The sequence below is a fragment of the Parabacteroides sp. KHUB-03 genome, assembly GCF_056640975.1.
Map to the genome: position 1 here is coordinate 2,585,664 of NZ_CM153257.1, position 23,072 is coordinate 2,608,735.

The window sequence follows — 23,072 nt, forward strand, 5'->3', positions numbered from 1 at the left end:
CTTGTTAGCGGCATCAGCGGCCGGGCGTTAAGCGCAGGTAAAAGACGCAGCGTTAAAACCGGCGGCTGTCTGAGCGTAGCGAGTTCCGCCGGTTCAGCGAAGTCTTTTGCCGGAGTAGCCCGGACGGTGCAGCCTTGACTTTTTGGTTACTTTTGGGTCAAGCCAAAAGTAACATAGAAACAGCTTGCGCAGCAAGCATAAAACAGCAGGCATAAAGATGTAGCTGCAAAAGATATAAAACAGAAATAAAGCACAATATGAAAGATTACAACAAATCAATCAACGATTTGAAGGCAAGCGGTTCCCTACGCCGATTGCCGGAAGTGGAACACGAAGGGAAATACATTCTGAAAGAGGGACAACGTATGTTGAACCTCTCGTCAAACGACTACTTGGGACTGGCATCACGTTCAGACCTTCGCAATGACTTCCTGGACAAGCTAAAGGTTACAAAGCTACCCTTATCGTCCACTTCATCACGACTGCTAACGGGCAACTACACTATCTACACAGATATGGAAACCGATATGGCAAAACGTTTCGGACGCGAAGCCTGCCTGCTGTTTAACAGCGGCTACCATGCTAACACCGGAATCTTACCCGCCCTGGCAGACAAGCAAACGCTGATTGTTGCAGACAAGCTCGTTCACGCCAGCATTATAGACGGTATCTTACTAAGCGGTGCAGCTTTCCAACGTTACAAGCATAACGATTATGCACATTTGGAAAGGCTACTGGCAAAAGAATCACCGGCATACGAACAGGTTATAGTCGTAACGGAAAGCATATTCAGTATGGATGGCGACACGGCAGACCTCAACCGGTTGGTTGAACTGAAAAAGGCATTTCCAAACATCATCCTCTATGTAGACGAAGCCCATGCCATAGGTGTCCGTGGAACTACCGGACTGGGACTTGCCGAGGAACAAAATTGTATTCAGGACATCGACTTGCTGGTAGGCACCTTTGGCAAGGCACTTGCCTCAATGGGCGCTTACCTGCTATGTAGCAACGTGATTCGCGAATACCTGGTAAACACCATGCGGCCGCTCATATTCAGCACCGCCCTCCCGCCGGCACAGATAGCCTGGACGAAGTACATCTTCGACCTGCTACCATCCTTCGCTACAGAACGGAAGCAATTACATAAGGTAAGCAACCTGCTGCGTGAAAAACTGAAAGGTTCAGGAGGAGAAATCAGCGCCAGCCATATCATCCCATACATAGTTGGAGAGAACAGCGATTGCATACTAAAGGCTGAAGAATTGCAACGCAAAGGTTTTTATTGTCTGCCCGTCCGTCCGCCAACAGTACCAAAGGGGACGGCGCGTATCCGTTTCTCGCTCACCGCTGCTATAGAAACGCAAGCTATAGACCAACTAACCTCTATAATCCACAACATCTCTTAAACAAACAGGAGCCATGGAAATAAAGAAAACAAGAAATAACGGAGCAACCAAACTTGTCCTTTGCCTTGCAGGCTGGTCTGCCACCCCCGAAGCCTTCGGCCATCTGGAAGCCGGAGAAGATACGGACGTATGGATTTGTTACGACTATCGTGACCTGTCTTTTACCGGAGAATTAGACCGTTACCGGCAAATCGATCTGGTTGCCTGGTCGCTGGGGGTTTGGGTAGCTGCAAATGTAATAAGCCCGGAAACAGTTTTGCACTCTGCCACAGCTATCAACGGCACAGGACTTCCCATAGACGATACATACGGTATTCCCACCGCCATTTTCCGGGGAACCTTAGAGAATGTAAACAACGAGGGCATGAACCGTTTCAACCGCCGTATGTGCGGCAGCCGCGAATTACTGGCAACATACCAGCATTTTCCAACACGTCCGGCAACTGAGTTAAAAGAAGAATTACTTAACCTCTATAACAACATAAGCAGAGACAATCACCCCGGCGGAATAGATTGGACTAAAGCCTTTGTCTCTACCCACGACATGATATTCCCCACCGGCAACCAACGCAATTACTGGCAGGGGCTATGTCCTTTCACCGAGATTGACGCCCCGCATTATCCTTTTAAAGTATGGAAACAATGGAAAGAGATAACCAATCGATAGAACCGGCATGTATCCGGCGACGCTTCACCCGCGCACTGAACAGCTACGACCGGCATGCGGTAGCCCAACAACGAATCAGTGCCGAAGCAGCAAAGATACTGTCTCTCCATCTGCAACCGTTCGGACGTTGCCTCGAAATAGGATGCGGCACAGGAGGCTTTACCCGTCACCTGCAACGAATGCTACCCAACGCAGACTGGGTACTGAATGATTTATGCGGAGAGTCGCTGGCTATCGCCGCCACACACTGCAACCATTCTCCGCAATCCATAATTGGAGATGCCGAAAACACAGAGCTTGGCATCGGTTACGATCTGATAGCATCCACCTCCGCTTTTCAATGGTTCCACGATCCGCTGAATTTTATTAAGAAACTGGCCGGGATGCAAACAAAGGGCGGAGTATTGCTGTTCAGCACCTTTTCGCCCGGTAATCTGCAAGAAGTAAAAGAGGCGGCAGGCAAAGGCCTATCCTATCCTTCCGGCAAACAGTGGGAAGAATGGCTTGCCCCGTTCTATAATATAGAGGTTTGCCGCGAAGAAGCGATACGGCTTACCTTTGGCAGTCCTCTCGAAGTACTGCGCCATCTCAAATACACGGGAGTAACAGCAACACACAACGGACAATGGACGCGGGGTATGCAGGAAGACTTCGTCCGCCGCTACAAACAACAGTTTTCAACGGACAATAACCAGGTAACCCTGACCTATCGCCCGCTCTATCTGCTGGCTAAAAGACTATAAAATAATACCTAATGTATCGAAAACAACTAGAACTACCATTGCAAAGTGTTTGGAGTTATAACTCTCGACACTTTGCAAGCATAACTCTCGACACTTTGCAAGCATGACTCTCGACACTCTGCAAGCATGACTCTCGACACTCTGGAGCCATAACTCCAAACACTTTGCAGAGTTATCATACCAACAAATTTCTACAAACTTAAAAGATAAACATGATGAAAGGAACCGTATTATTCGTATCAGGCATAGACACCAACGTAGGCAAAACCTATGCCACCGCAATCATGGCGCGCCAGATGGCAGCCGAAGGCAAATCGGTCATCACCCAAAAGATGATCCAGACAGGAAACGTAGACGTATCGGAAGACATCGTAATACACCGCCGTCTGCAAGGCATCCCTTTTACAGAGGAGGATAAAGCCGGGCTAACCTGCCCTTACATCTTTACTTATCCCTGTTCCCCGCACATGGCAGCAGCAAAAGACAACAAAGAAATAGACCCGGACGTTATAACCGCCGCCACCCGCATACTGCAAGAGAAGTATGAATACATCTTGCTTGAAGGAGCCGGCGGACTGATGGTACCCATCTGTGGCAACACACTTACAATAGATTACATCCGGGAGATGGACTATCCGCTCATCCTTGTCACTTCCGGCAAACTGGGAAGTATCAACCATACCCTGCTCAGCCTGTATACCTGCAAACAATATGGGGTAAAGGTGCACACGCTGGTGTACAACCTTTACCCCCGCACGGATGAGTTGATCGAACAAAATACACTGGAATATCTGCGCCAATATATGGCGCGAGAGTTTCCGGAAGCCAAAGTGACAGTGCTCAACGCTATCGGTTAAATATGCAGTTGCAAGCCGATCGAGACCGGATAAAGCTCCGGCCCTTTATGCCGTTCAAAGATACCGACCGGCGAATATTTCATATAAAGGCCTATCCAGTCGAAACCGGCTTGCAGCAAGATATCCATCGATACCGGACGCAGGTTCATGCCGCCATCCATCTTCTCCTTATGCTTATCGCCATGTGCATCTTTGTAAACCACCTTGGAGGAAGACATCGTTTTAAATACTCCCACCACACCGGCAGAGAAGAAGTAAAGCGTTTTATTCCTTTGCCGTTTCTGCCATTCGAGCAAAAGTGGGATGGTAATGCTGGTAGTGTTTAATTTACTTGCGCTGTAGACAATTCCGTCAGGAGCCGGGACAAGGGAGGTTACTCCATCGACTTCTTTAAAGTATTTGTTCGAATCCAGACGATAACGGTTCCAACGCATCCCGGCACCGGTCACCACCGCCCAATTATAGCGAGAGAATGGGAAGCTCCACTCCAGGAAGTTCAGATTATATTCGAGTGACTTACCGCTTCGTAGCGACACTCCATTGGCGTCATTCACATGTAAGTTGCCATCGGCAAAATTGCAGAAGCCCATGCCAAAGCCTGCCCAGTGTGCAGAGAAGTTCTTATCCCACGTAGGCACCGGAATGTTCAGAGACTTGATATGCTTGCGGCGTTCATAGCTTTGTCCGTCGCGGTAATGGCCTTCAAACACCATTTCCCGGTCAACCGAATCGCCTTCTTCGGTCAATTCATAGACTCTCACCTTCAGACGGTCGCCATTGTCTTTCACTTCAATTTGCTTGTTCTTTACTATAATAATCGTGTCGGTAGCCGAAGGCTGTAATCCTGTGTTTGCAAAAGCCGGGGCAGACAAACAGGCAGCCAATAAGATTAGTACGCTTTTCATCATGTATATGTTTTATTCGTTTATAAATCTTTTTTGGTGAATAGAAGAGTAATCAGGTCATCGCTGTCCAGTTCCCCTTCTATATAGACCAGAGTAATGACTCCTTTCTTGTTGACTTTGAATAGTACAAAACGATTCATGTCTTCTTTGTTGCCGGGTAGCTGATAGTAAGCGGAAACTACACCGCCGTCATCGGTTACCTCCTTGATCTTTCGGGCACCTTTCTGATCGGCCTCAAGACAACGGCGAACAAACCTGAGGGCTTCGTCATCCTGTTTGATAGTGATACTCTTATAACGGGTAAGGCCATAGGTTTCGAGCATCTCGTTTGAAAGCTCCACCATAGTGACATTCCTTTTCATACCGTAGCGGGAGAAGACTTCTTGTATCTTTAAATCTTTCTGCATCTCGGCAGCCCGGATATTGGCCGGTTGAAGACTACAAAGCATTGCAACGAAAAGCAATGTGATCAGATATTTAAACTGTTTCATAAGGCAGTATTGTTTTATTCGTCATCACTGAACAGAGAGCCCAGTTCCTGTAATTGACTATTTACTATCTCACGGGGAAAATTATCGCCGTCATCATCCGGAAAATACATCTCGGCCGGGGTTGCCACTTCCTGAAGCGCCTCAATAGCGAAAGCACGCACTTTGTGGATGTCGGTATAACAACGGCCATTTATCACCACATAGTTGTCTGCACAAAAGCGGGGATCCAGCGGATTCAACAAACGCCCGATGCCCAGTACCAGCAGGATACAAGCCGCAATACCCGATACAGCGTAGAACACACCCCTGCGTCTCAACGGTCTTTTTGCCACAGCAACCCTATGTTGTTCCGCTGACGGCGCAGAATGTTTTGCAATCTCTTCGCCAAAGTAAGCAAAGATAGGTTTGTAAACAGCCAGCCTTTCGGGTACATCGTCCGAAGCGAAGAAGGCACGCAACCGGGCTTCTTCGGCAGCAGATGTTGCACCTTCAAAATATTTATCCAATAATCCGTCTATATCCATATCTTTATCGTTGACCATTCAACATTAAGTATTGTTCTCGTATCTTTTTCCGTGCCCTCGAAAGATTCACGCGGATCGCTTCGGGCTGCGCTCCGGTTATCCCGGCTATTTCAGCAATCTCGTAACCTTCCACATCTTTCATCCGTATGATAGTTTGCTGCAACGCAGGCAATCCGGCTATCAAGTGTCTGATGCAGGCCACTGCATCCTGTTGCTCCAGCTGTTCTGCGGGATTCATCGTCCCGGAGTCAAGTAACAGGTTATCCGGTTCATCCCCCTGGGGTCTACGTGTTCTTAACCTGTCAAGAGTAAGATTACGGACAATCATCATAACCAGAGCTTCCACATTATCGTATTCATCCAGCCGGCCACGCATATTCCACAATTTGAGAAAAGCCTCTTGCACGATATCTTCGGCATCATCGGAGTTCTCAACTATTTTCCTCGAGAGGTTAAACATTTTCCCGCGGAGTGGCAATATGGTTATTTTGAATGTCTCTAGTTCCATTTCTGATATTAAGACGACAAAGGAAAGAAAACATAACACAAGACTGAAGTTTTTTTATTACGATAGTGGCAAAAAACTTTCACCCGCCAGATTTGTTACTAAACGATGACGTTACATTATCTTTCGATAAAGACGGGCAGCTAATAGAATAGCAAGCTGTAGTGGGATACATATTCAGGATACGCAAACAAGCGCAGATTTACGCAGATATTTTTCCTTACCGCACAAGAAATCCCTATCTTTGCCCCCGCAACATCTCATAAACAAGATGAAATACATTCCTTATATAAGACATATATCTGCGGAACATACATGTTCCGCAGTCCTTCTTCATGAAGAAGGAAATTTTGCAAAAAAAACGTAACCTTTCCTCCACCCGCCTTTTTCACGTAAAAAACAATCAAAACATAGCAGGCTGCAAGGGCAGCCTGCCCAAAACGTGTGTCCGTACCGCACGGAAAACCTCCGTACACCTACAAAAGTATCACCAACGCACCGGCGAAGCCTCCGTACACCTACAAAACCATTACCGGAGTAGCTGCGGCCATTTTGTAGGCCTGCAAAACCATTACAGACGAGCCGGCAGCCATTTTGTACCCCTACAAAACCCTTGCCGGAGCTCCGGTGATACCTCCGTACACCTACAGAGGCTCTACAGAACGGATTTCTCAATTTTCAACCTAATATTAACTCTTTAAATTCAAAGTTATGGAACAAACAAAAGCGATCAAAACCCGCTACCTTACGACCGGTTTCCTGATAATGCTGGCAATGCTGCCTGCATTGACCGCATGCAACGACGACGATGACGGACTGGAAAAAGACCCCACCACAGGACACACCCTGACACTTACGCTCAAAACCGGCGTAGAAGCCATACCGGAGACGAGAGCGCTGATCCGAGAAGCAGCCCCGGAAAGCGAAGCCGCGCAAGCAGGCTTCTGCTACGAACTGGTATCGAGTGATGCGGACAGCGTTGCTGTTTCCGATCCGATGACCAAAGCGCCAACAACGCTGAAGAACGTCTACGCCCTCCTTTTTAAAAGTGACGGAACATTCAACGGCAGAGCCAACATCGGAACCATGACGGCAAACACAGACAAAGTAGTAACCTTTACCAACGTGGCAGACCCGGCAGCAACAAGTTGCCGACTGGTGATTGTAGCAAACGACAATGCAGCAACAAACAACTACGCCAGCACGGGAGGAACAGGAAACTTTGCGAACTTCACAGGAAACTATGCCGCCTTTCAAGCGCTGGTGATGACGAACACGACCAGTTCGGATGCAGACGTACCCTACGCCGGAACGGCAACGGTGAATTTATTTGCCGGTGGAGTAAACGCAACGACATCCGTACAACTCTACCGCACGCTGGCGAAAGTAACCCTAAGCAATACTTTCAGCATAACGGGAGGCCCGGCTCGCAGTTCTATTACCTTATACAATGCCGGCTCCCGTCGTTTTGCCACACAGGGCAGCGACAATTACGATGGGACAGGAACAACGCAAACCTCCTCCTTTGTTGCAACGACAGCCGGAAGCAATGCCAACAGCAATGTCTGGTATGTAGGAGAAAACATCCGCCCGGCGGGAAGTAGTATCTCTTCGGCGGCAGACAGAAACAGCAGCAAAGCACCGGCCAATGCAAGCTACATCAGGATTATATCGGCTGCAAAATCAATAGTGAACACCGTCCCTGCCATTGGAGAAGAATATATAAAGAACGGAACGGAAACATTCAGCTATGACATTTATCTAGGGAAAAGCAACAACCTGACAGACTTCTCACTCCGCCGCCATACCAACTACACGATAACATCCACGGTAAGCGGAACGCTGGCTGCACAAGAATATCTGGCAGCAAACGATGGGAGGGTGACGATGGATGTATCCAAACAAGCCGTTGGATTATGCATCGGCCTGCTTGGAGGGGCAAGCGGCTACAAGACAGGCACAAGTGTTGCATATACTATAACCGGGAGCTACACGAAGATGTTGCTGCTGGCTCCAACATCAACCAATAAAAGCGGAATGAACTGGTCGGACGATGAAACCACCCAATACCAAACAGAAAGCCGGAAATACTGGGACCACACCTATACATCAGCCAACATAGAGAAAGGATCCGGATACGCTTACGACTATTGCAACAGCCTGAATGTAAACGGAGTGACGGGATGGTATCTGCCAACCCAAGCGCAGCTGATGGCTATATGGGCCATGCTGCAAGGGATAGACAACGGGAAGTTTAAAGAAGAATATACAACGGCAATCGGTTACCACTGGTCATCCACGGAGGGAAATTCGAAAAGCAGCTATCTGACAAACCTCTATACCGGCGAAACGAACACCTTCACCGACGGCAAGGCGGGTAGGTTCTCTGTGCGTTGCGTAAAGGATGCCGGGCAGCCATTAACGGAAACACCCATGGCTACCACCATTAACGGCTATCCGGTGATAGACCTGTCGGCACTGAATCCGCTGGGCTGTTTGCTATCCCTTTCGGAAGCAAACAGCCGGCGCGAAGCCATGCATGCATGCACTCCTGACAATACGGAATACCTCTCTGTTGGACAGGCTGTCTCCAATCATGCCGGTACATGGAATGCAAAGATGTCCACCCGCTATCAGCTGATGAGGAACAAGCTGACTAATAGTAGCGGAGGAACTTCTATGACTTGGGCAGATGCATGGAATGCCTGCAAAGCCTACTCAGGAGAAGGAGGAACAGCCGGACAATGGCGCCTGCCTACACAACGGGAATTACAGATGATTTGGGTGCTACACCCGCAACTGGTAGGCAAAGGAGGCTTCATTGCAACCAATAACAGCTTCTGGACAGCCACTGAGGGCAGTGATGGCAAAGCCGGTAACGCCTGGGCTGTAAGTCTCTACTATGGCACTACGAACCGCTCCATCCCCAAGACAAGTAACTACTCCGTTCGCTGCGTGCGGGATATTTAAAACTTATCCGGATAGAATTTCTGGAATATCCCCTTATTTAAAGTGGGATTTATCCCAAGCATATACTTTCGGAGATTCTTTCAGGAAAGGCAAAACCCTTTCCCTGTCGTCTTTATTAAGATACAGGGGAGTTGTGTAAGTTGCAGTCAGAGTTAAATCATCCGGAGCCAGTGCATACTTAATCAGATGCATATCCAAAAGAGAGATAGCGGTGCGAAAGGCATCGCTATTTTTATCTGCATTATCGCGGATAAACCAATCCGGCGAGACGGGAGTCAGCAAATCGGCAGTATCCAAGGGTTTCCAATCAGTTGTAAAAAACTCTACTTTGCTATCGGCAACCGGCCCGTTCACTGTTGTCACCATGCAAATGATATTTGTCATATTAACAAGAGGCAAAAGTTTCATCTCAACCGTACTGCGCTCTGTAACCTGAAGTAAAAGATAGTTGTCCGTAAGTTTCAATAAGGTGGAATACCCGTTCATTGTATTCTTCAGCTTAGCCTCTTTACCGGAATTATAAAGTTCTACAAGGTCTTTACGCCAGGCATCATCCAATTGGGGGATATTTTGATCCGGCATCGAAACAAACAAAGCGTCTATATTTTGTGCTTTTACACCCACAACCAACACGCAAAACAATATCGAAATAAATAAATGTCTCATACTATATTCTGATTCTATTCAATAATCTGTTGCATTTTATGCTGTTTACAAATTTACGCCGTAAAGATATTTCTTTTCGAGCTACTTTCCATATATAGATTTATAAAAAACCAGAAGAGAGAAACGGAAGCTACCGCGTACCCCAATATAAAAATATCATTCCTAAAAGCACAAGGAGTAAATCGATCGCTTTGTTCTTCAAGTTCTTTTCGTGGAAGAAAATAGCACCGGCCGCAAAAGTAACAAGTACATTACTACGACGTACCATAGAAACAATTGAAATCATAGAATCCGGATAACTCAAAGCATAAAAGTATACCCAATCGGCAATACAAAGAAAAACGGAAATAAAAATAATATTCCATCTCCAAACAAAGGGAGTACTTTTTTTCCGTTGAGGATACCACAGCAAAAGGAGTATAAATAGCATAATGATGCATTGGTAGATATTAAACCATACCTGTACGGTCATCACATCCATCGAATGCATCAGATGTTTGTCATATAATCCGCTCAAAGCCCCGGTTATGATGGATAAGACAGTAAAGAAAATCCATTTATTATGAGTAAAACGGATCCCTTCTTTCCTGCCGGAGGAAGATAAAAGATAAAAAGAAGCTATTGACAGCAATACGCCAATCCATTGATATAAATTAAGCCGTTCTCCAAATATGAGCATAGCTCCCAACAGCGTTAATACCGGTTGACTGGCTTTGATTGGCCCTGTAATAGTAAGAGGAAGATGTTTTAAAGCAAAATAGCCGGAGATCCATGAAGACAAAACAATTACAGCTTTAATAAACACAGCTATGTGATCTGCCAGCGGAGCACGAGGAACATAGAGCATTGTCCCATCCAACACATTGGTATAAAAAGATAATATGATAAACGGAACAAATATCATACTACTTATCAATGTATTGAAAAACAGTACAGGTATTACGGCATTCCCATTTAATGAAATCTTTTTATTTACTTCATAACAACCTAAAAGGAATGCCGAAAGAAATGCCAATGCAACCCACATAACAGTAAATTAAATATTAAACAGATGTTCAGGATAAGTCACATTCACAAGGAACAAAGCATGGCCGGGAACTGAGATTCCTGCTTTACAACGATCTTTCTGCTCAATAACGTTACGGAAACCTTCCAATGTTAACTTGCCGCGTCCTACTTCCAGCAATGTTCCCACTATTGCACGTACCATATTGCGAAGAAAACGGTCAGCCCGGATTGTAAAGACCCACACATCACCGTCCTGCAGCCAACCGGCTTCATAAATACGGCAGTTATTTGTTTTTACATCCGTATGTAATTTACTAAAGCTGGTGAAATCTATATAATCGAATAATATCCGGCATGCATCATTCATCCGTTCAAAATCAATCTTTCCGGACATCTTATAAACCAAATCATAATTAAACGGATCTTTCTTCGTCGTAATGTAATACTTATATGTCCGTGATGTAGCATCAAAACGGGCATGAGCATCGGGGATCACCGGAACAATCCGATAAATTGCAATGTCCTTTGGTAAAAGACGATTAAGTTTTTCCTCTAAAAAAGACAAATCGGCAATCTCATCTTCCCAATCAAAATGAGCCACCATTAAACGTGCATGCACTCCTGCATCGGTACGCCCGGCTCCAACAACAGGAACTGGTTTACGCAAAAGTGTAGCCAAGGCCCCTTCTATGGATTGCTGAATCGTGATACCATTAGGCTGTATCTGCCAGCCATTAAAATTCTTACCGTTATATCCCAAATAAATAAAATATCGTCTCACGTAATGATGTTTTAGAGGTGCAAAGGTAACAGAAATCTCTCCCGGACATTGCCCGTACACTCAAAAAAGTGTAAATTCGCGGACTATTTACAGTACATCTAAACAAACAATTATGTTCGAATCATTGCTTCAATCTTCTTATTTTGCGTTGTTTCTGATTATTGCACTCGGATTCATGTTGGGCAGAATACAAATCAAAGGGCTTTCTTTAGACGTTTCTGCCGTTATTTTTATCGCTTTATTATTTGGGCATTTCGGAGTTATCATCCCCAAAGAATTAGGCAACTTCGGGCTAGTGTTGTTTATATTCACAATAGGTATACAAGCGGGTCCCGGATTTTTCGACTCATTCAAATCAAAAGGTAAAACATTAATAATACTTGCTTTACTGATAGTCGGCTCTGCCAGTCTTACAGGCTTAGTTTTCAAATATATTCTTGGAATAGATACACCTAGCCTTGTCGGACTGATTGCCGGTGCACTAACCAGCACTCCGGGTTTGGCCGTAGCGATAGACTGTACGCAGTCATCCTCTGCTTCCATAGCTTATGGTATTGCTTATCCTTTCGGTGTTATTGGAGTAATTCTATTTATTAAATTATTACCAAAAATACTCCGTAAAAACATGATGGTAGAAGCAAAAGTGCTGGAAGCTCAGCGAAAAAGTAAATATCCTCCATTACATACTGCCACTTTTCGTATTACAAATGCACATATTTTCGGAAAAAGTCTGGCACAGATGCAACTTCGTGCTATGACAGGAGCCGTGGTTTCCCGTATCAAACATGACGGAAAAACCAGTATTCCTGCAGGCCAGACAATTTTAAACGAGGGTGACTTGATTAAAGCTGTAGGCAACGACAAATCACTTGAGCAAATGGCTATACTTGTAGGTGAACGTATTGAGAATGATCTTCCTTTTGGCAGCACCCAGGAGTTACAATCATTATTGGTTACCAATAAAGAGGTTATCAACAAAAGCTTAGGTTACCTGAATTTACAAAGTACTTTCAATTGTACAGTAACACGAGTACGCCGAAGCGGGATAGACCTGTCGCCCGAACCTGACCTGGTTTTGAAATTCGGAGATAAGCTACTGGTTGCCGGGGAAAAGGAAGATTTAAAAGAATTAACCCGTATTTTTGGTAATGACGAAAAGAAATTATCTGACACCGATTTCTTCCCCATCGCAACGGGAATCGTATTAGGCGTATTATTCGGCAAACTAAACTTGTCTTTTTCCGATTCTTTTTCATTCTCTCCGGGATTAACAGGAGGTATTTTAATGGTAGCTTTGGTTTTAAGCGCAATTGGAAAAACGGGACCAATTATCTGGTCTATGTCCGGAGCTGCTAATAACCTGTTACGTCAATTGGGGTTATTATTATTCCTTGCAGAAGTTGGAACATCTGCAGGAGTAAATCTTGTATCTACCTTCCAGGAAAGCGGATGGACATTATTTGGGGTAGGTCTTGCAATTACGATGGTACCGATGATCATTGCTGTCACATTCGGTTATTTTGTATTTAAAATAAACATTCTCGATTTAGTAGGAACTATTGCCGGAGGTATGACCAGCACCCCAGGACTGGCTGCTGCCGATTCGATGGCAGACAGCACTGCTCCAAGTGTTGCTTATGCAACAGTATATCCTATAGCAATGGTTTTTCTTATTTTGTTTATCCAGTTTATAGCAAATTTAATTATCTGAAGCCGGATACTAAAAAAAAGTCGGTCATAGACTATATAACCGGCTTTTTTTAAACTCCATAAAACATTATAAATGAAATATTATTTATACATTTGTAAGACAAACTTAAACCGATTGCGGTATGTATACAAATGTAGAATCAGACCTTGCCCTTAATTTCATCCAGTATACCGGGACCAACTTATTTCTTACAGGCAAGGCAGGAACAGGAAAAACCACTTTCTTGAAAAAGTTAAAAGAACTCTCACCCAAACGCATGATTGTAGTAGCTCCCACAGGAGTTGCTGCCATAAACGCAGGAGGAGTAACAATCCATTCGTTTTTCCAACTTCCTTTTGGTCCTTATATTCCCAATAATAACGGAAATACCAATCAACAACAAAACAAATTCAGTAAAGAAAAAATAAACATCATCCGTAGCCTTGACTTATTGGTAATAGATGAAATCAGCATGGTAAGGGCAGATTTGCTGGATGCTGTAAGTGATATACTCAGAAGATTTAAAGATCACAATAAACCTTTCGGAGGCATACAATTACTTCTTATCGGTGATATACAACAACTAGCCCCTGTAATTAAAGAAGAGGAATGGAATCTGCTAAAAGAACATTACGCATCTACATTCTTTTTTGATAGCAAGGCTCTTGCTGAAAGCAATTATTTATGTATAGAATTGACACATGTTTACAGACAAGATGATGATACATTTATCCAATTACTAAATAATATACGCGAAAATCATTTTGACGATAATACATTGAATTTATTAAACCAACGCTATATTCCCAATTTTCAGCCCAAAGATAAAGACGGATATATCACTCTGACAACCCATAATTATCTGGCACAGCAAATAAATAATAAAAAATTAGACGAATTACCCGGGCAACTTTATACATTCACCGCTGAAATAAAAGATGATTTCCCTGCATATTCTTATCCAACTGAGGAAACATTAGAATTAAAATGTGGCGCTCAGGTCATGTTTGTAAAAAATGACTCTTCCACAGGACGGAGGTATTATAACGGAAAAATCGGAAAAATTGTCTTCATCAACAATAATAAGATAATCGTATCAGACGAGTCAGGCCATGAAATCAATGTTGAAAAAGAAAAATGGAATAATATAATATACACTATAGATAACGAGTCCAAGGAAATAACGGAGACTATTTCAGGAACGTTCTGTCAATATCCGCTGAAAACGGCCTGGGCCATTACAATTCATAAAAGCCAGGGATTGACATTTGAACATGCCATTATCGACGCCGGTGCAGCATTTTCGCACGGACAGGTATATGTTGCATTAAGTCGTTGCAAAGCACTGGAAGGAGTGGTTTTAAGTAATCCGATCACTCGCAACGGCATAATAAATGATTATCGCATACAAGATTTTATTTCATCCATAAATCAAAAACGCCCTGATAACAAACAATTTCAGGAAGCACAACGGAATTACTTCTTAAAACTAGCAACTGAGTTATTTTTATTTGGAAGTATCCAACTACGGTTACAGTACGCATCACAAGTAATTTTCCACTATTTGCAAAAGCTATATCCGGAATTGTGTAACCTTTATGCCACAACAAAAGAACAATTCCGTACAAATGTAACTGAAGTAGGTGAACGTTTCCGGCAACAACTAACCCGTCTTATTTCAGAATACCCTAATAACTACCAAGAAAATAAAATCATACAAGAACGTATTCAAAAAGGCATAGCTTACTTCATAGACGAAAACACAAAATATTCGGTTCCATTACTTAAAGCCTCCCATATAGAAGTAGACAATAAAGAAGCACGCAAAAGCATAACCCGCGCGGTAGATAGTCTGGCTGAAGAGTTTAGAATAAAAATTCAAACACTAAAAGCTTGCCAGGATGAATTTAGTGTTATACGCTATTTAACAGCTAAAGCGAAGGCTAGTATGGAACAAACATCTCGTATAACCAGAAAAAAATCCGAAAAAGTTTCTCTCAAAGAAGATGAAAGTACCGTAAATACAACTGATATAAAAAATGCAACTCTATATTTTCAACTCCAGAAATGGCGCAAGGAAAAAGCAGCTGCAAAAGAATTGCCGGTTTATACCATTTTACAACAAAAAGCCATAATAGGTATATCCAATGTTTTGCCATCAAGTAACAAAGAATTATTATCAATTCCGGGTATAGGAAAAAAAATCATTGAAGTATACGGAGATGAGTTATTAAAAATTGTATCGCAATATAAATAGTAAAGCCGGGAAAATTCCCGGCTTTACTATTTACCTTCTATAATTCACAGTCTATTATTTTTTTGTTTTTCTACTATCGTTATTCTTTTCTACTTCTTCAAATCAAATCCCAATAACATTCCATCATATTGCTCTGCAAGTTTGTTAATAGTCTGCAATGTCGTATTCCCTGATATTGCAGAAACAGTTGAAAGGAACTTCAAAAGTTTATCTGCATTAAATAATAAGGTAAGTTCGTCACCCGAAAGAACCACATGTGCAGTAAGTGTAGTAACCGAAAGCTTATTTTTTTTACCTAGCGAATAATGAAATGAAACTGTTTTTTCATCTTCATTAAAAGAATATTTTCCATTAAGTGTACCCTTTCTCAGTGCATTAATAAATGTTGAATCAGAATTAAAAGTATAATTAAAAACACCTTCAACTATACCAATCTTTGCACAATATTCCTTCATTTTCTTCTCAACTTCATTAGTAGCAAAACTACCTGCAACATTCTTCAAAGCATTATCACCTGTCAATTGAACCGCAGGATTCTCGTAAATCCATTTTCCTTGCAAATTCTCAATTGTTAATTTCTTGCCTCCGGTAACAGCAGTAACGGCTCCCTTAACAGCTGAAGAATTTAATATATCTTTGATTGACTGACCATACATTGTACATGGCACAAACATAACAAACATTGCAATAATTAATAATCCAACTTTTCTCATCACATTATAAATTTAGCTCATTTAATTAAACCTGCACAAAGATATAAATTATTATCACTACATTTATTTTACATTTTTCGAAAGCAAATAAGCCAGGATTACCGCAGCAACCCTCCCTAACTAATAAAACAAAAACAGGCTGTCTGAAATTTATCCAGACAACCTGTTCTTTATTTTAGTATACAGGAAAGCTATAAGCCTCCTGTCTTGCTCAAATTACAACTTATCGTTTGAACCCAATACGTTAATAATTTTGTGCTTGTACAATTTTTCCATATTGTCACGAGCCGGACCCAAATATTTACGAGGATCAAATTCGGCTGGCTTTTCTGCAAAAGTCTGACGAATTGCAGCAGTCATAGCCAAACGAGAGTCTGAGTCGATATTGATTTTGCAAACCGCAGAAGTTGCAGCTTTACGCAACCATTCTTCTGGAATACCGATTGCAGCCTTCAAGTTACCACCAAATTTGTTGATAGTTTCAACTTCTTCCTGAGGAACAGAAGATGACCCGTGAAGAACGATAGGGAATCCCGGAAGTTTTTCCATAACAGCATCCAATACTTCAAATGCCAATGGAGGAGGAACCATCTTACCTGTAGCAGGATCGATATGGCACTGTTCAGGAGTAAACTTATAAGCACCGTGAGAAGTACCGATAGAGATAGCCAAAGAATCGCAACCTGTGCGAGTAGCAAAATCGATTACTTCTTCAGGGTCTGTATATGTATGGTGGTCTGCAGAAACTTCATCTTCTACACCAGCCAATACGCCAAGTTCTCCCTCTACAGTTACATCAAACTGATGAGCGTAATCTACCACTTTCTTTGTCAAAGCAACGTTTTCTTCGTAAGGAAGATGAGAACCATCAATCATTACAGAAGAGAAACCTGAGTCGATACAGCTTTTGCAAGTTTCAAACGTATCACCATGATCCAAGTGAAGAACAATCTGAGGATTCGGGCAACCCAATTCCTTTGCATATTCTACAGCACCCTGAGCCATGTAACGAAGCAATGTTGCATTTGCATACTGACGTGCACCCTTAGATACCTGCAGGATAACCGGAGATTTTGTTTCTACTGCAGCCTTGATGATAGCCTGCATTTGTTCCATGTTATTGAAGTTAAAAGCAGGAATTGCATATCCGCCTTTAATAGCCTTTGCAAACATTTCTTTTGTGTTTACAAGACCCAGTTCTTTGTAATTTACCATTGTAGTATATGTTATTACGTTAATGATTGAAAATTTCCCACAAAGATAATAACTATCCGAATACTATTATGCTATTAAACATATAAAATAACACAAAATCAAATAGAAGAGAAAAAAAATAAGATTTTCTTTGTTTGTTCAACTCTAATCCATACCTTTGCAAGCCAATTTACCGGTTACCAAACAGATAAGAATATAAATTAAATATAGATAAGAAAGCAATGAAAAAAGGTATTCATCCTGAAAATTATCGTCCTGTAGTATTTAAGGACATGTCTAACGAGGATACATTTATCACTCGTTCTACTATCAACGCAAAAGAAACTATCGTACTTGATGGTGTTGAATATCCGTTGATAAAGATAGAAATTTCAAACACTTCTCACCCGTTCTACACTGGTAAGTCTAAGTTGGTGGATACAGCAGGACGTGTTGATAAGTTCATGAGCCGTTACGGTAACCGCAAAAAATAAAAATTTCGTTTTATAACGATATAGAAAAGGGTTGTCATTTAAAATGGCAACCCTTTTCTTTTATCATTCACCAATTAAATTCTTCACCATAGTACCCGGCACTTTTTGCAGAACATAAACTTATCTTTTACAGAACAGGCAAATACCATTATCAATATAAAAAACCTTGCCTTTTCAGCTATATTTGTATATTTGTGCTTTTAAAGCTATATTAATTGAAAATAATACCATGACAAAAACGAAAGAACAATTACTAAACGTCCTTGGTCAGTTTCAACTGGCAGAAAAGGTAGTTTCCGCCGAACCTTTCGGAAACGGACACATTAACGATACGCTAAAAGTAACAAACGAAAAAGGAGAAATCAAATACGTATTGCAACGTATAAACCACCTGATTTTCACAAACGTGGATATGTTGCAAAATAACATACACACAGTTACTTCACATATCCGCAAAAAACTGGAAGCCAAAGGAGAAAACGATATAGACCGTAAGGTATTGACTTTCTTGCCAACCAAAGAAGGAAAATTATACTATTTTGATGGAGATAGCTACTGGCGTGTATGCCTGTTCATTCCCGGCAGTAAAAGTTACGAAGAAGTTACCCCCGAACTGTCCTATGAAGCAGGAAAAGCATTCGGTGATTTCCAATCCATGCTTGCCGATATTCCCGAAGGAACATTAGGAGAAACCATTCCCAACTTTCACAACATGGAGTTTCGCCTCCAACAGTTTCACGATGCAATCAAGGCTAATGCAGCAAACCGTCTGGACGAAGTGAAAGATATTGTAGATGAAGTAGAGAAACGTGCCGAAGCCATGTGCATACAGGAACGGCTTTATCGCGAAGGTAAATTGAAGAAACGTACAAACCATTGCGATACAAAAGTAAACAATATGATGTTTGATGCTGCAACAGACAAAGTTCTTTGCGTAATAGACCTGGATACTGTAATGCCTGGATTTGTTCTATCTGATATAGGCGATTTTATCCGTACGGGAGCTAATACCGGAGCCGAAGACGATGAAAATCCGGATAACGTAGAAGTAAATCTGGAAATCTTCAAGGCTTATACCCGTGGATATATGGAAACAGCCCGATCATTCCTAACTCCGCAGGAAATCAAATTATTGCCTTATGGCGGACGTTTGCTCACCTATATGCAGACTGTTCGCTTCCTGACAGACTATATAAACGGCGATACCTATTATAAAATACACAGCCCAAAACACAATCTGATCCGCACCAAAGCACAATTCAAGCTACTGCAGAGTCTGGAAGCTCACGCTACGGAAATGGATGGATTCATGAACCAGTGGTTATAAAGAATGCTATAAGGAGATGTATCAAAAGTCTGTTTTATGTAATAGCATACATAAACAAATAACTTCCCCTTCAAATTTTTATTACTATGAAAAAAAAGTTTCATTAGTATAAAACTTTTTTTTCATAGTAATAAAACTAAATAAAGCTAACTAATATCCGAAGCCTTTATACTCGTCCTATACTCCAAAGGTGAAACACCTTTATGCTTTTTAAAGAACTTACCAAAAGAAGGCTACCAAATGTTCCTCTTTATAATACGTATTTAATAACTGTATAAACAGAAACACCAACATATCTGCAAGAGAAAATACGCCGTATCCAAGTTTGAGCCTGCAAAAGATTGGCATTTGCCCTCTTTATCTCTCACTCCGCAAGGAACATTGAGTAATTTTGACGGAAGCAAGACTGCTAAAAGCTATCAATTAGCCGCCTCTGCCAGTTGGGAGATCGACATTTTCGGTAAATTGACCAATGCAAAGCGTGGTGCCAAAGCAGCATTAGCACAAGCCTTCTATGCCACCAACGAAGCACGTGCTTACTTCTATCCCAACATCACATTAAGCGGTGTAGCCGGTTGGACAAACAGCGGAAGAGGAAGTTTTAAATAAAAATGGAAAAAATATCATTTTATAGAACTAAGCCAATATTATCAAATAAGTATTATTACTTCATCCTCAAAACCATATATTTTACCATTCCAAACTGTTTATTTGAAAATAATTAATTTAGTTTAGTTTATTCTCCTATTTTTATTAACTTGCCGCTTTGTTTAAATATATAAAGTAAAAAAACCATGTACAAGATTAAAGCATATCTAGAATACTTAATAATAAAAAGAAGTTTAATAGGATTTTTTTTATTCGCAACTATTAGCCTGACAATAAATGCGCAGACTATAGCAGAACAAACAAAACTCAAACAAAGGATAGAATTCAGACAAATGTGTGAAAAAGCCATATCAGATGCAGAAACAGATAATCCTAATAGTTTATCTAAAGCTTTGTGGATAACTTCTGCATTTAATTTTAAGGGTATTAATGTAGATTCCCTTTTGGATAAATTAATTGCAAATTATGATAATCTATCCATGGAAAACAAATATGCTTTACTTGCTGTTCTAGCCGAATATCCATACTCTGAAAAAAGATTTATTTTAAATAAAGCAATAAAGGAAAATCAACCCAAACTTTCTTTATTAGCATATTCAATCTTACACCAAAAATGTGATAATGTTGACACTAACAATACTGTTTATGATGATAAAACCTGGTCTTTAATAAAAGAACAGATTAATGAATCCGCCTACCAAATGGAACTTTCCAATAACCAACTTCAAGAGTGTATTTCTTATATAAAACAAAATTATCCTATACAATATCATTTAATCGTATTAACCAGAGCAGACCGGAATATCCCTGCCAAAGTCTATATATTAGCTCCTGGAGATTCTACGTTAAAAGGAAAAGAATGTCTATCATATTTAGCACGTTCTGCATATAATATATTACCTTATTTCACAAACGGGAACACACCTTGCGGAGTTTTCAAAATAATAAAAAAATCTGTCAGTTCAAATAATTTTATAGGCCCTACAACAACTTTAGTAACAGAATTACCTTATGAATCTTCTGTAAAAGAATGGAATAACACAGCAAACAATTGGTCTGAAAAGGTCTATGAAAACATGTGGCCTGCCAGTATTTGCAAAATACCTATATTATGGCAAGCTTATCTCTCAGGAAAAGTTGGGCGCAGTGAGATTATTGTACACGGTTCTACCATTGATCCATATTTCTTCAGAGAAGAACCATATTTTCCGCTTACACCATCTTTAGGATGTTTGTCTGCTTTGGAATTATGGGATATGAATACGGGAGGTTATTTAGAAAGCCATCAAAAAAGACTCGTAGACAAACTTCCTGATTGCACAGAAAAGTTAGGATTTATGTATGTCTTACAAATTGACGAAAATGCATACAGGAAAAATTAGTAATTTAAATATTCCCTATTAATAGAAGCCTCTATCCAAGTGGATAATTAAGGTTGGTAAGCTAATACAAACTTTGACATGCCTTGAAAAACATAACCGGATTTGCATTGTTATCCAGTTTCAATTTCTTATGCAATCATAAGCAAGCATTTCCATGAGTATTTTCTAACGAAAAAATTATTTTAAATCCGGTCAAAGAACAATCCGATAATATCCACAGGGCTAAATCCGACCTCGAACTATTTCCTTTGGTATTAGACCTGCATAAACTTATCAGAGAGAATACTCCTATCGTACAGCAACTAAAAATAAAACAATACGACAGGAATTATTTAGCCGTGCCGATCTTATTTCTGCCATCCGTTTACCAAATAATCTCTTTAAAGATAATGCAGGGACAGAGATTGGGAGTGATCTTATTATTCTACAAAAAAACAATCTATCATTAAGGCCTACAACTTAATTTTTTTATTTCTTTATTTCAAATAAGCTATTATAATGTTTAGAATCACCAAAAACACCTCCACCCGATAAGAAAAATTCTTCATCCAAATTAAAGATTCCTTGATTCATTTTTGTCCATTTTTTTTCGAATGAAGGACTGTATGTTTGCATCAAATTCCAATTCTTATAATTTTGATTTCCATTTGTTTCTACCAATCCCATCTCAGAATTCAACTCCGGAAACGGAGACAATCGAGCTGCAAAATTCTTATTCCATTCAACCAATAGAGGCGAAACTGTTAGATCAGCACAAATACAAGGAATGTTGTTTTCGTATGCAGCACTAGCGATTTTAATACTCATACTTACGGTTTTTGCAATCGCTTTCAATGCAATCGCCCTATATCCCATTCCGATACGAATAAGAGCATCTTCTTCGGTATGAGCACTTTCATCAGCTGCAATTCTAAGTTCTATATCATGAACATCTATTTCATTATTCTCTGGAAAAGGCTCTTCAATTACTGCCACTTGCTCATAAGCACCTATTTTACGCAAATGATTAATGAATCGTAATAAGGTATCTTTCGACTCGTACCTTCCGTTAGCATCAAAATAATACAGAACTTTTCCATTTTTGGTATATGGAGTAGAAGTTTTCCCAATTGTTTTATGGATCAGACTTATCCGTTCACAATCTTTTCTTAACATCTCATCTTGTGTTCCGGGTTGCCCAATCTTAATTTTCAAGAAGAAATGGCCATCAGAAACAATCTTCAGGATTTCTCCAGGAGATACATTGTATGATATCAACGGAGTAATTGCTATTTGTTTGTGTTTGAATGAAAAAGCTTTTTTGTATTTACCCGGAATCATATCATCAAAAAGAGTTACACCATTTTCAGCAGCATACAACAACCAAACTGCATTATCAACACAAACCAAAGAATTCAATACAAAGGTTTTTTTTAAATTAGGATTCCCGGTTATACTCTTCCCGTAATCATAAAGCTCATCATAAATAGAATCTAACAAATCAATGGGAGATCGAAACATTTTGCCTTTTATGAGACTCAGAGCTCTTTCTGTTATAGCCAACATTAAAGAATTGCCTTCACTTTCTGAATGCTTTACAAAAACAGACGAATCACTCCACAAAATACTCTGTGTACCCGTTCCAATTTTTCGTATGCCAGACTCACTTGTCAAACAACAAACGGATTGCCACAACTCATTTATAAAACCTCCTTTAAATCCTAAAGGACGAATCAAAGGTTCCCTTTCTACTTTTAAATTGGCATTTGAAATCTTAATTTTCCTATTGATTGCCTGATTTGTACTACAACTACTAAACATCCCATTGGAACCTATCATTCCTGCAGCTATAGCACTCAACTCCTTCATAAAAAACCGTCTATTCATAATTCTGCAAATTA

20 protein-coding genes and 1 pseudogene are annotated in these 23,072 nt (G+C 41.0%); 11 read left to right on the forward strand and 10 right to left on the reverse strand.

What is annotated here, in order from left to right:
- Positions 1 to 257: 257 nt before the first annotated feature.
- The 4 genes from ACYIB7_RS11060 (at position 258) to bioD (ending at position 3,676) form a co-directional block, all read left to right on the forward strand.
- A complete protein-coding gene (locus ACYIB7_RS11060) occupies positions 258 to 1,409 on the forward strand; it encodes an 8-amino-7-oxononanoate synthase (RefSeq protein WP_103983770.1) in 1,152 nt (383 codons plus the stop codon).
- A 13-nt stretch (positions 1,410 to 1,422) separates the two neighbouring features.
- On the forward strand, positions 1,423 to 2,076 hold the full coding sequence (locus ACYIB7_RS11065; RefSeq protein WP_480337070.1) for a DUF452 family protein: 654 nt from the start codon (positions 1,423 to 1,425) through the stop codon (positions 2,074 to 2,076).
- Positions 2,052 to 2,819, forward strand: coding sequence for a malonyl-ACP O-methyltransferase BioC (gene bioC / locus ACYIB7_RS11070; protein WP_480337071.1), 768 nt, complete (start codon positions 2,052 to 2,054; stop codon positions 2,817 to 2,819). The genes ACYIB7_RS11065 and bioC overlap by 25 nt, the downstream gene beginning before the upstream one ends.
- A 215-nt stretch (positions 2,820 to 3,034) precedes the next feature.
- Positions 3,035 to 3,676: a dethiobiotin synthase gene (gene bioD, locus ACYIB7_RS11075; protein ID WP_480337073.1), complete on the forward strand. Its 642-nt coding sequence runs from the start codon at positions 3,035 to 3,037 to the stop codon at positions 3,674 to 3,676.
- Here the strand turns inward: bioD and ACYIB7_RS11080 are convergent.
- The 4 genes from ACYIB7_RS11080 to ACYIB7_RS11095 are packed head-to-tail and all read right to left on the reverse strand — an operon-like array spanning position 3,673 to position 6,104.
- A complete protein-coding gene (locus ACYIB7_RS11080; protein ID WP_103983840.1) occupies positions 3,673 to 4,581 on the reverse strand; it encodes an outer membrane beta-barrel protein in 909 nt (302 codons plus the stop codon). The two genes, bioD and ACYIB7_RS11080, sit on opposite strands and share 4 nt — an antisense overlap.
- 20 nt (positions 4,582 to 4,601) lie before the next feature.
- The gene (locus tag ACYIB7_RS11085; RefSeq protein WP_099464894.1) at positions 4,602 to 5,072 is read right to left on the reverse strand and encodes a DUF6108 family protein; all 471 of its coding nucleotides are present in this window, start codon (positions 5,070 to 5,072) and stop codon (positions 4,602 to 4,604) included.
- Positions 5,073 to 5,086: 14 nt separating this feature from the next.
- Entirely contained in the window at positions 5,087 to 5,596 is a 510-nt protein-coding gene (locus tag ACYIB7_RS11090; protein WP_103983839.1) for a hypothetical protein, read from the reverse strand.
- Between the two features lie 4 nt (positions 5,597 to 5,600).
- Positions 5,601 to 6,104: an RNA polymerase sigma factor gene (locus tag ACYIB7_RS11095; RefSeq protein WP_103983767.1), complete on the reverse strand. Its 504-nt coding sequence runs from the start codon at positions 6,102 to 6,104 to the stop codon at positions 5,601 to 5,603.
- A gap of 708 nt (positions 6,105 to 6,812) precedes the next feature.
- On the opposite strand from ACYIB7_RS11095, the gene ACYIB7_RS11100 reads away from it, so the two are divergent.
- On the forward strand, positions 6,813 to 9,071 hold the full coding sequence (locus ACYIB7_RS11100) for an Lcl domain-containing protein (protein ID WP_480337075.1): 2,259 nt from the start codon (positions 6,813 to 6,815) through the stop codon (positions 9,069 to 9,071).
- 33 nt (positions 9,072 to 9,104) lie between these two features.
- On the opposite strand, the gene ACYIB7_RS11105 is transcribed toward ACYIB7_RS11100, so the two are convergent.
- The 3 genes from ACYIB7_RS11105 to truA all read right to left on the reverse strand — a co-directional run bounded on the left by ACYIB7_RS11105 (position 9,105) and on the right by truA (position 11,526).
- On the reverse strand, positions 9,105 to 9,737 hold the full coding sequence (locus ACYIB7_RS11105) for a DUF3256 family protein (RefSeq protein ID WP_103984169.1): 633 nt from the start codon (positions 9,735 to 9,737) through the stop codon (positions 9,105 to 9,107).
- A 130-nt stretch (positions 9,738 to 9,867) separates the two neighbouring features.
- Positions 9,868 to 10,764 carry an EamA family transporter gene (locus ACYIB7_RS11110; RefSeq protein WP_480337078.1) on the reverse strand — a complete coding sequence of 299 codons (897 nt, stop codon included), beginning with the start codon at positions 10,762 to 10,764 and terminating at the stop codon, positions 9,868 to 9,870.
- Positions 10,765 to 10,773: 9 nt separating this feature from the next.
- The gene (gene truA, locus ACYIB7_RS11115; protein ID WP_103984167.1) at positions 10,774 to 11,526 is read right to left on the reverse strand and encodes a tRNA pseudouridine(38-40) synthase TruA; all 753 of its coding nucleotides are present in this window, start codon (positions 11,524 to 11,526) and stop codon (positions 10,774 to 10,776) included.
- 112 nt (positions 11,527 to 11,638) lie between these two features.
- Between truA and ACYIB7_RS11120 the strand changes: the two genes are divergently transcribed.
- On the forward strand, positions 11,639 to 13,237 hold the full coding sequence (locus ACYIB7_RS11120) for an aspartate:alanine exchanger family transporter (RefSeq protein ID WP_099465493.1): 1,599 nt from the start codon (positions 11,639 to 11,641) through the stop codon (positions 13,235 to 13,237).
- Between the two features lie 121 nt (positions 13,238 to 13,358).
- A complete protein-coding gene (locus ACYIB7_RS11125) occupies positions 13,359 to 15,473 on the forward strand; it encodes an HRDC domain-containing protein (protein ID WP_103984166.1) in 2,115 nt (704 codons plus the stop codon).
- A gap of 89 nt (positions 15,474 to 15,562) precedes the next feature.
- On the opposite strand, the gene ACYIB7_RS11130 is transcribed toward ACYIB7_RS11125, so the two are convergent.
- Positions 15,563 to 16,186, reverse strand: a complete 624-nt coding sequence (locus ACYIB7_RS11130; protein WP_480337080.1) for a DUF4923 family protein — start codon at positions 16,184 to 16,186, stop codon at positions 15,563 to 15,565.
- Between the two features lie 216 nt (positions 16,187 to 16,402).
- Positions 16,403 to 17,401, reverse strand: coding sequence for a class II fructose-bisphosphate aldolase (locus ACYIB7_RS11135; RefSeq protein ID WP_099465496.1), 999 nt, complete (start codon positions 17,399 to 17,401; stop codon positions 16,403 to 16,405).
- 221 nt (positions 17,402 to 17,622) lie between these two features.
- Between ACYIB7_RS11135 and ACYIB7_RS11140 the strand changes: the two genes are divergently transcribed.
- From ACYIB7_RS11140 to ACYIB7_RS11155, 4 genes and pseudogenes are all read left to right on the forward strand, one after another.
- Positions 17,623 to 17,874, forward strand: a complete 252-nt coding sequence (locus ACYIB7_RS11140; protein WP_099465497.1) for a type B 50S ribosomal protein L31 — start codon at positions 17,623 to 17,625, stop codon at positions 17,872 to 17,874.
- A 229-nt stretch (positions 17,875 to 18,103) separates the two neighbouring features.
- Complete coding sequence (locus tag ACYIB7_RS11145) at positions 18,104 to 19,201, forward strand: phosphotransferase enzyme family protein (RefSeq protein ID WP_103984164.1); 1,098 nt, start codon at positions 18,104 to 18,106, stop codon at positions 19,199 to 19,201.
- Positions 19,202 to 19,546: 345 nt separating this feature from the next.
- Positions 19,547 to 19,711: pseudogene (locus ACYIB7_RS11150) on the forward strand (TolC family protein); the annotation flags it as partial.
- Between the two features lie 284 nt (positions 19,712 to 19,995).
- The gene (locus tag ACYIB7_RS11155) at positions 19,996 to 21,192 is read left to right on the forward strand and encodes a hypothetical protein (protein ID WP_146059491.1); all 1,197 of its coding nucleotides are present in this window, start codon (positions 19,996 to 19,998) and stop codon (positions 21,190 to 21,192) included.
- Between the two features lie 468 nt (positions 21,193 to 21,660).
- Here the strand turns inward: ACYIB7_RS11155 and ACYIB7_RS11160 are convergent, their stop codons facing one another.
- A complete protein-coding gene (locus ACYIB7_RS11160; RefSeq protein ID WP_200817980.1) occupies positions 21,661 to 23,010 on the reverse strand; it encodes a mandelate racemase/muconate lactonizing enzyme family protein in 1,350 nt (449 codons plus the stop codon).
- Positions 23,011 to 23,072: the final 62 nt, after the last annotated feature.

Excerpts from the sequence above, each read along its gene's own strand:
- ACYIB7_RS11060 (WP_103983770.1), top strand. The coding sequence starts at position 258 with ATGAAAGATTACAACAAATCAATCAACGATTTGAAGGCAAGCGGTTCC.
- ACYIB7_RS11065 (WP_480337070.1), top strand. The coding sequence starts at position 1,423 with ATGGAAATAAAGAAAACAAGAAATAACGGAGCAACCAAACTTGTCCTT.
- bioC (WP_480337071.1), top strand. The coding sequence starts at position 2,052 with ATGGAAAGAGATAACCAATCGATAGAACCGGCATGTATCCGGCGACGC.
- bioD (WP_480337073.1), top strand. The coding sequence starts at position 3,035 with ATGAAAGGAACCGTATTATTCGTATCAGGCATAGACACCAACGTAGGC.
- ACYIB7_RS11080 (WP_103983840.1), bottom strand. The coding sequence starts at position 4,581 with ATGAAAAGCGTACTAATCTTATTGGCTGCCTGTTTGTCTGCCCCGGCT.
- ACYIB7_RS11085 (WP_099464894.1), bottom strand. The coding sequence starts at position 5,072 with ATGAAACAGTTTAAATATCTGATCACATTGCTTTTCGTTGCAATGCTT.
- ACYIB7_RS11090 (WP_103983839.1), bottom strand. The coding sequence starts at position 5,596 with ATGGATATAGACGGATTATTGGATAAATATTTTGAAGGTGCAACATCT.
- ACYIB7_RS11095 (WP_103983767.1), bottom strand. The coding sequence starts at position 6,104 with ATGGAACTAGAGACATTCAAAATAACCATATTGCCACTCCGCGGGAAA.
- ACYIB7_RS11100 (WP_480337075.1), top strand. The coding sequence starts at position 6,813 with ATGGAACAAACAAAAGCGATCAAAACCCGCTACCTTACGACCGGTTTC.
- ACYIB7_RS11105 (WP_103984169.1), bottom strand. The coding sequence starts at position 9,737 with ATGAGACATTTATTTATTTCGATATTGTTTTGCGTGTTGGTTGTGGGT.
- ACYIB7_RS11110 (WP_480337078.1), bottom strand. The coding sequence starts at position 10,764 with ATGTGGGTTGCATTGGCATTTCTTTCGGCATTCCTTTTAGGTTGTTAT.
- ACYIB7_RS11120 (WP_099465493.1), top strand. The coding sequence starts at position 11,639 with ATGTTCGAATCATTGCTTCAATCTTCTTATTTTGCGTTGTTTCTGATT.
- ACYIB7_RS11125 (WP_103984166.1), top strand. The coding sequence starts at position 13,359 with ATGTATACAAATGTAGAATCAGACCTTGCCCTTAATTTCATCCAGTAT.
- ACYIB7_RS11130 (WP_480337080.1), bottom strand. The coding sequence starts at position 16,186 with ATGAGAAAAGTTGGATTATTAATTATTGCAATGTTTGTTATGTTTGTG.
- ACYIB7_RS11135 (WP_099465496.1), bottom strand. The coding sequence starts at position 17,401 with ATGGTAAATTACAAAGAACTGGGTCTTGTAAACACAAAAGAAATGTTT.
- ACYIB7_RS11140 (WP_099465497.1), top strand. The coding sequence starts at position 17,623 with ATGAAAAAAGGTATTCATCCTGAAAATTATCGTCCTGTAGTATTTAAG.
- ACYIB7_RS11145 (WP_103984164.1), top strand. The coding sequence starts at position 18,104 with ATGACAAAAACGAAAGAACAATTACTAAACGTCCTTGGTCAGTTTCAA.
- ACYIB7_RS11155 (WP_146059491.1), top strand. The coding sequence starts at position 19,996 with ATGTACAAGATTAAAGCATATCTAGAATACTTAATAATAAAAAGAAGT.
- ACYIB7_RS11160 (WP_200817980.1), bottom strand. The coding sequence starts at position 23,010 with ATGATAGGTTCCAATGGGATGTTTAGTAGTTGTAGTACAAATCAGGCA.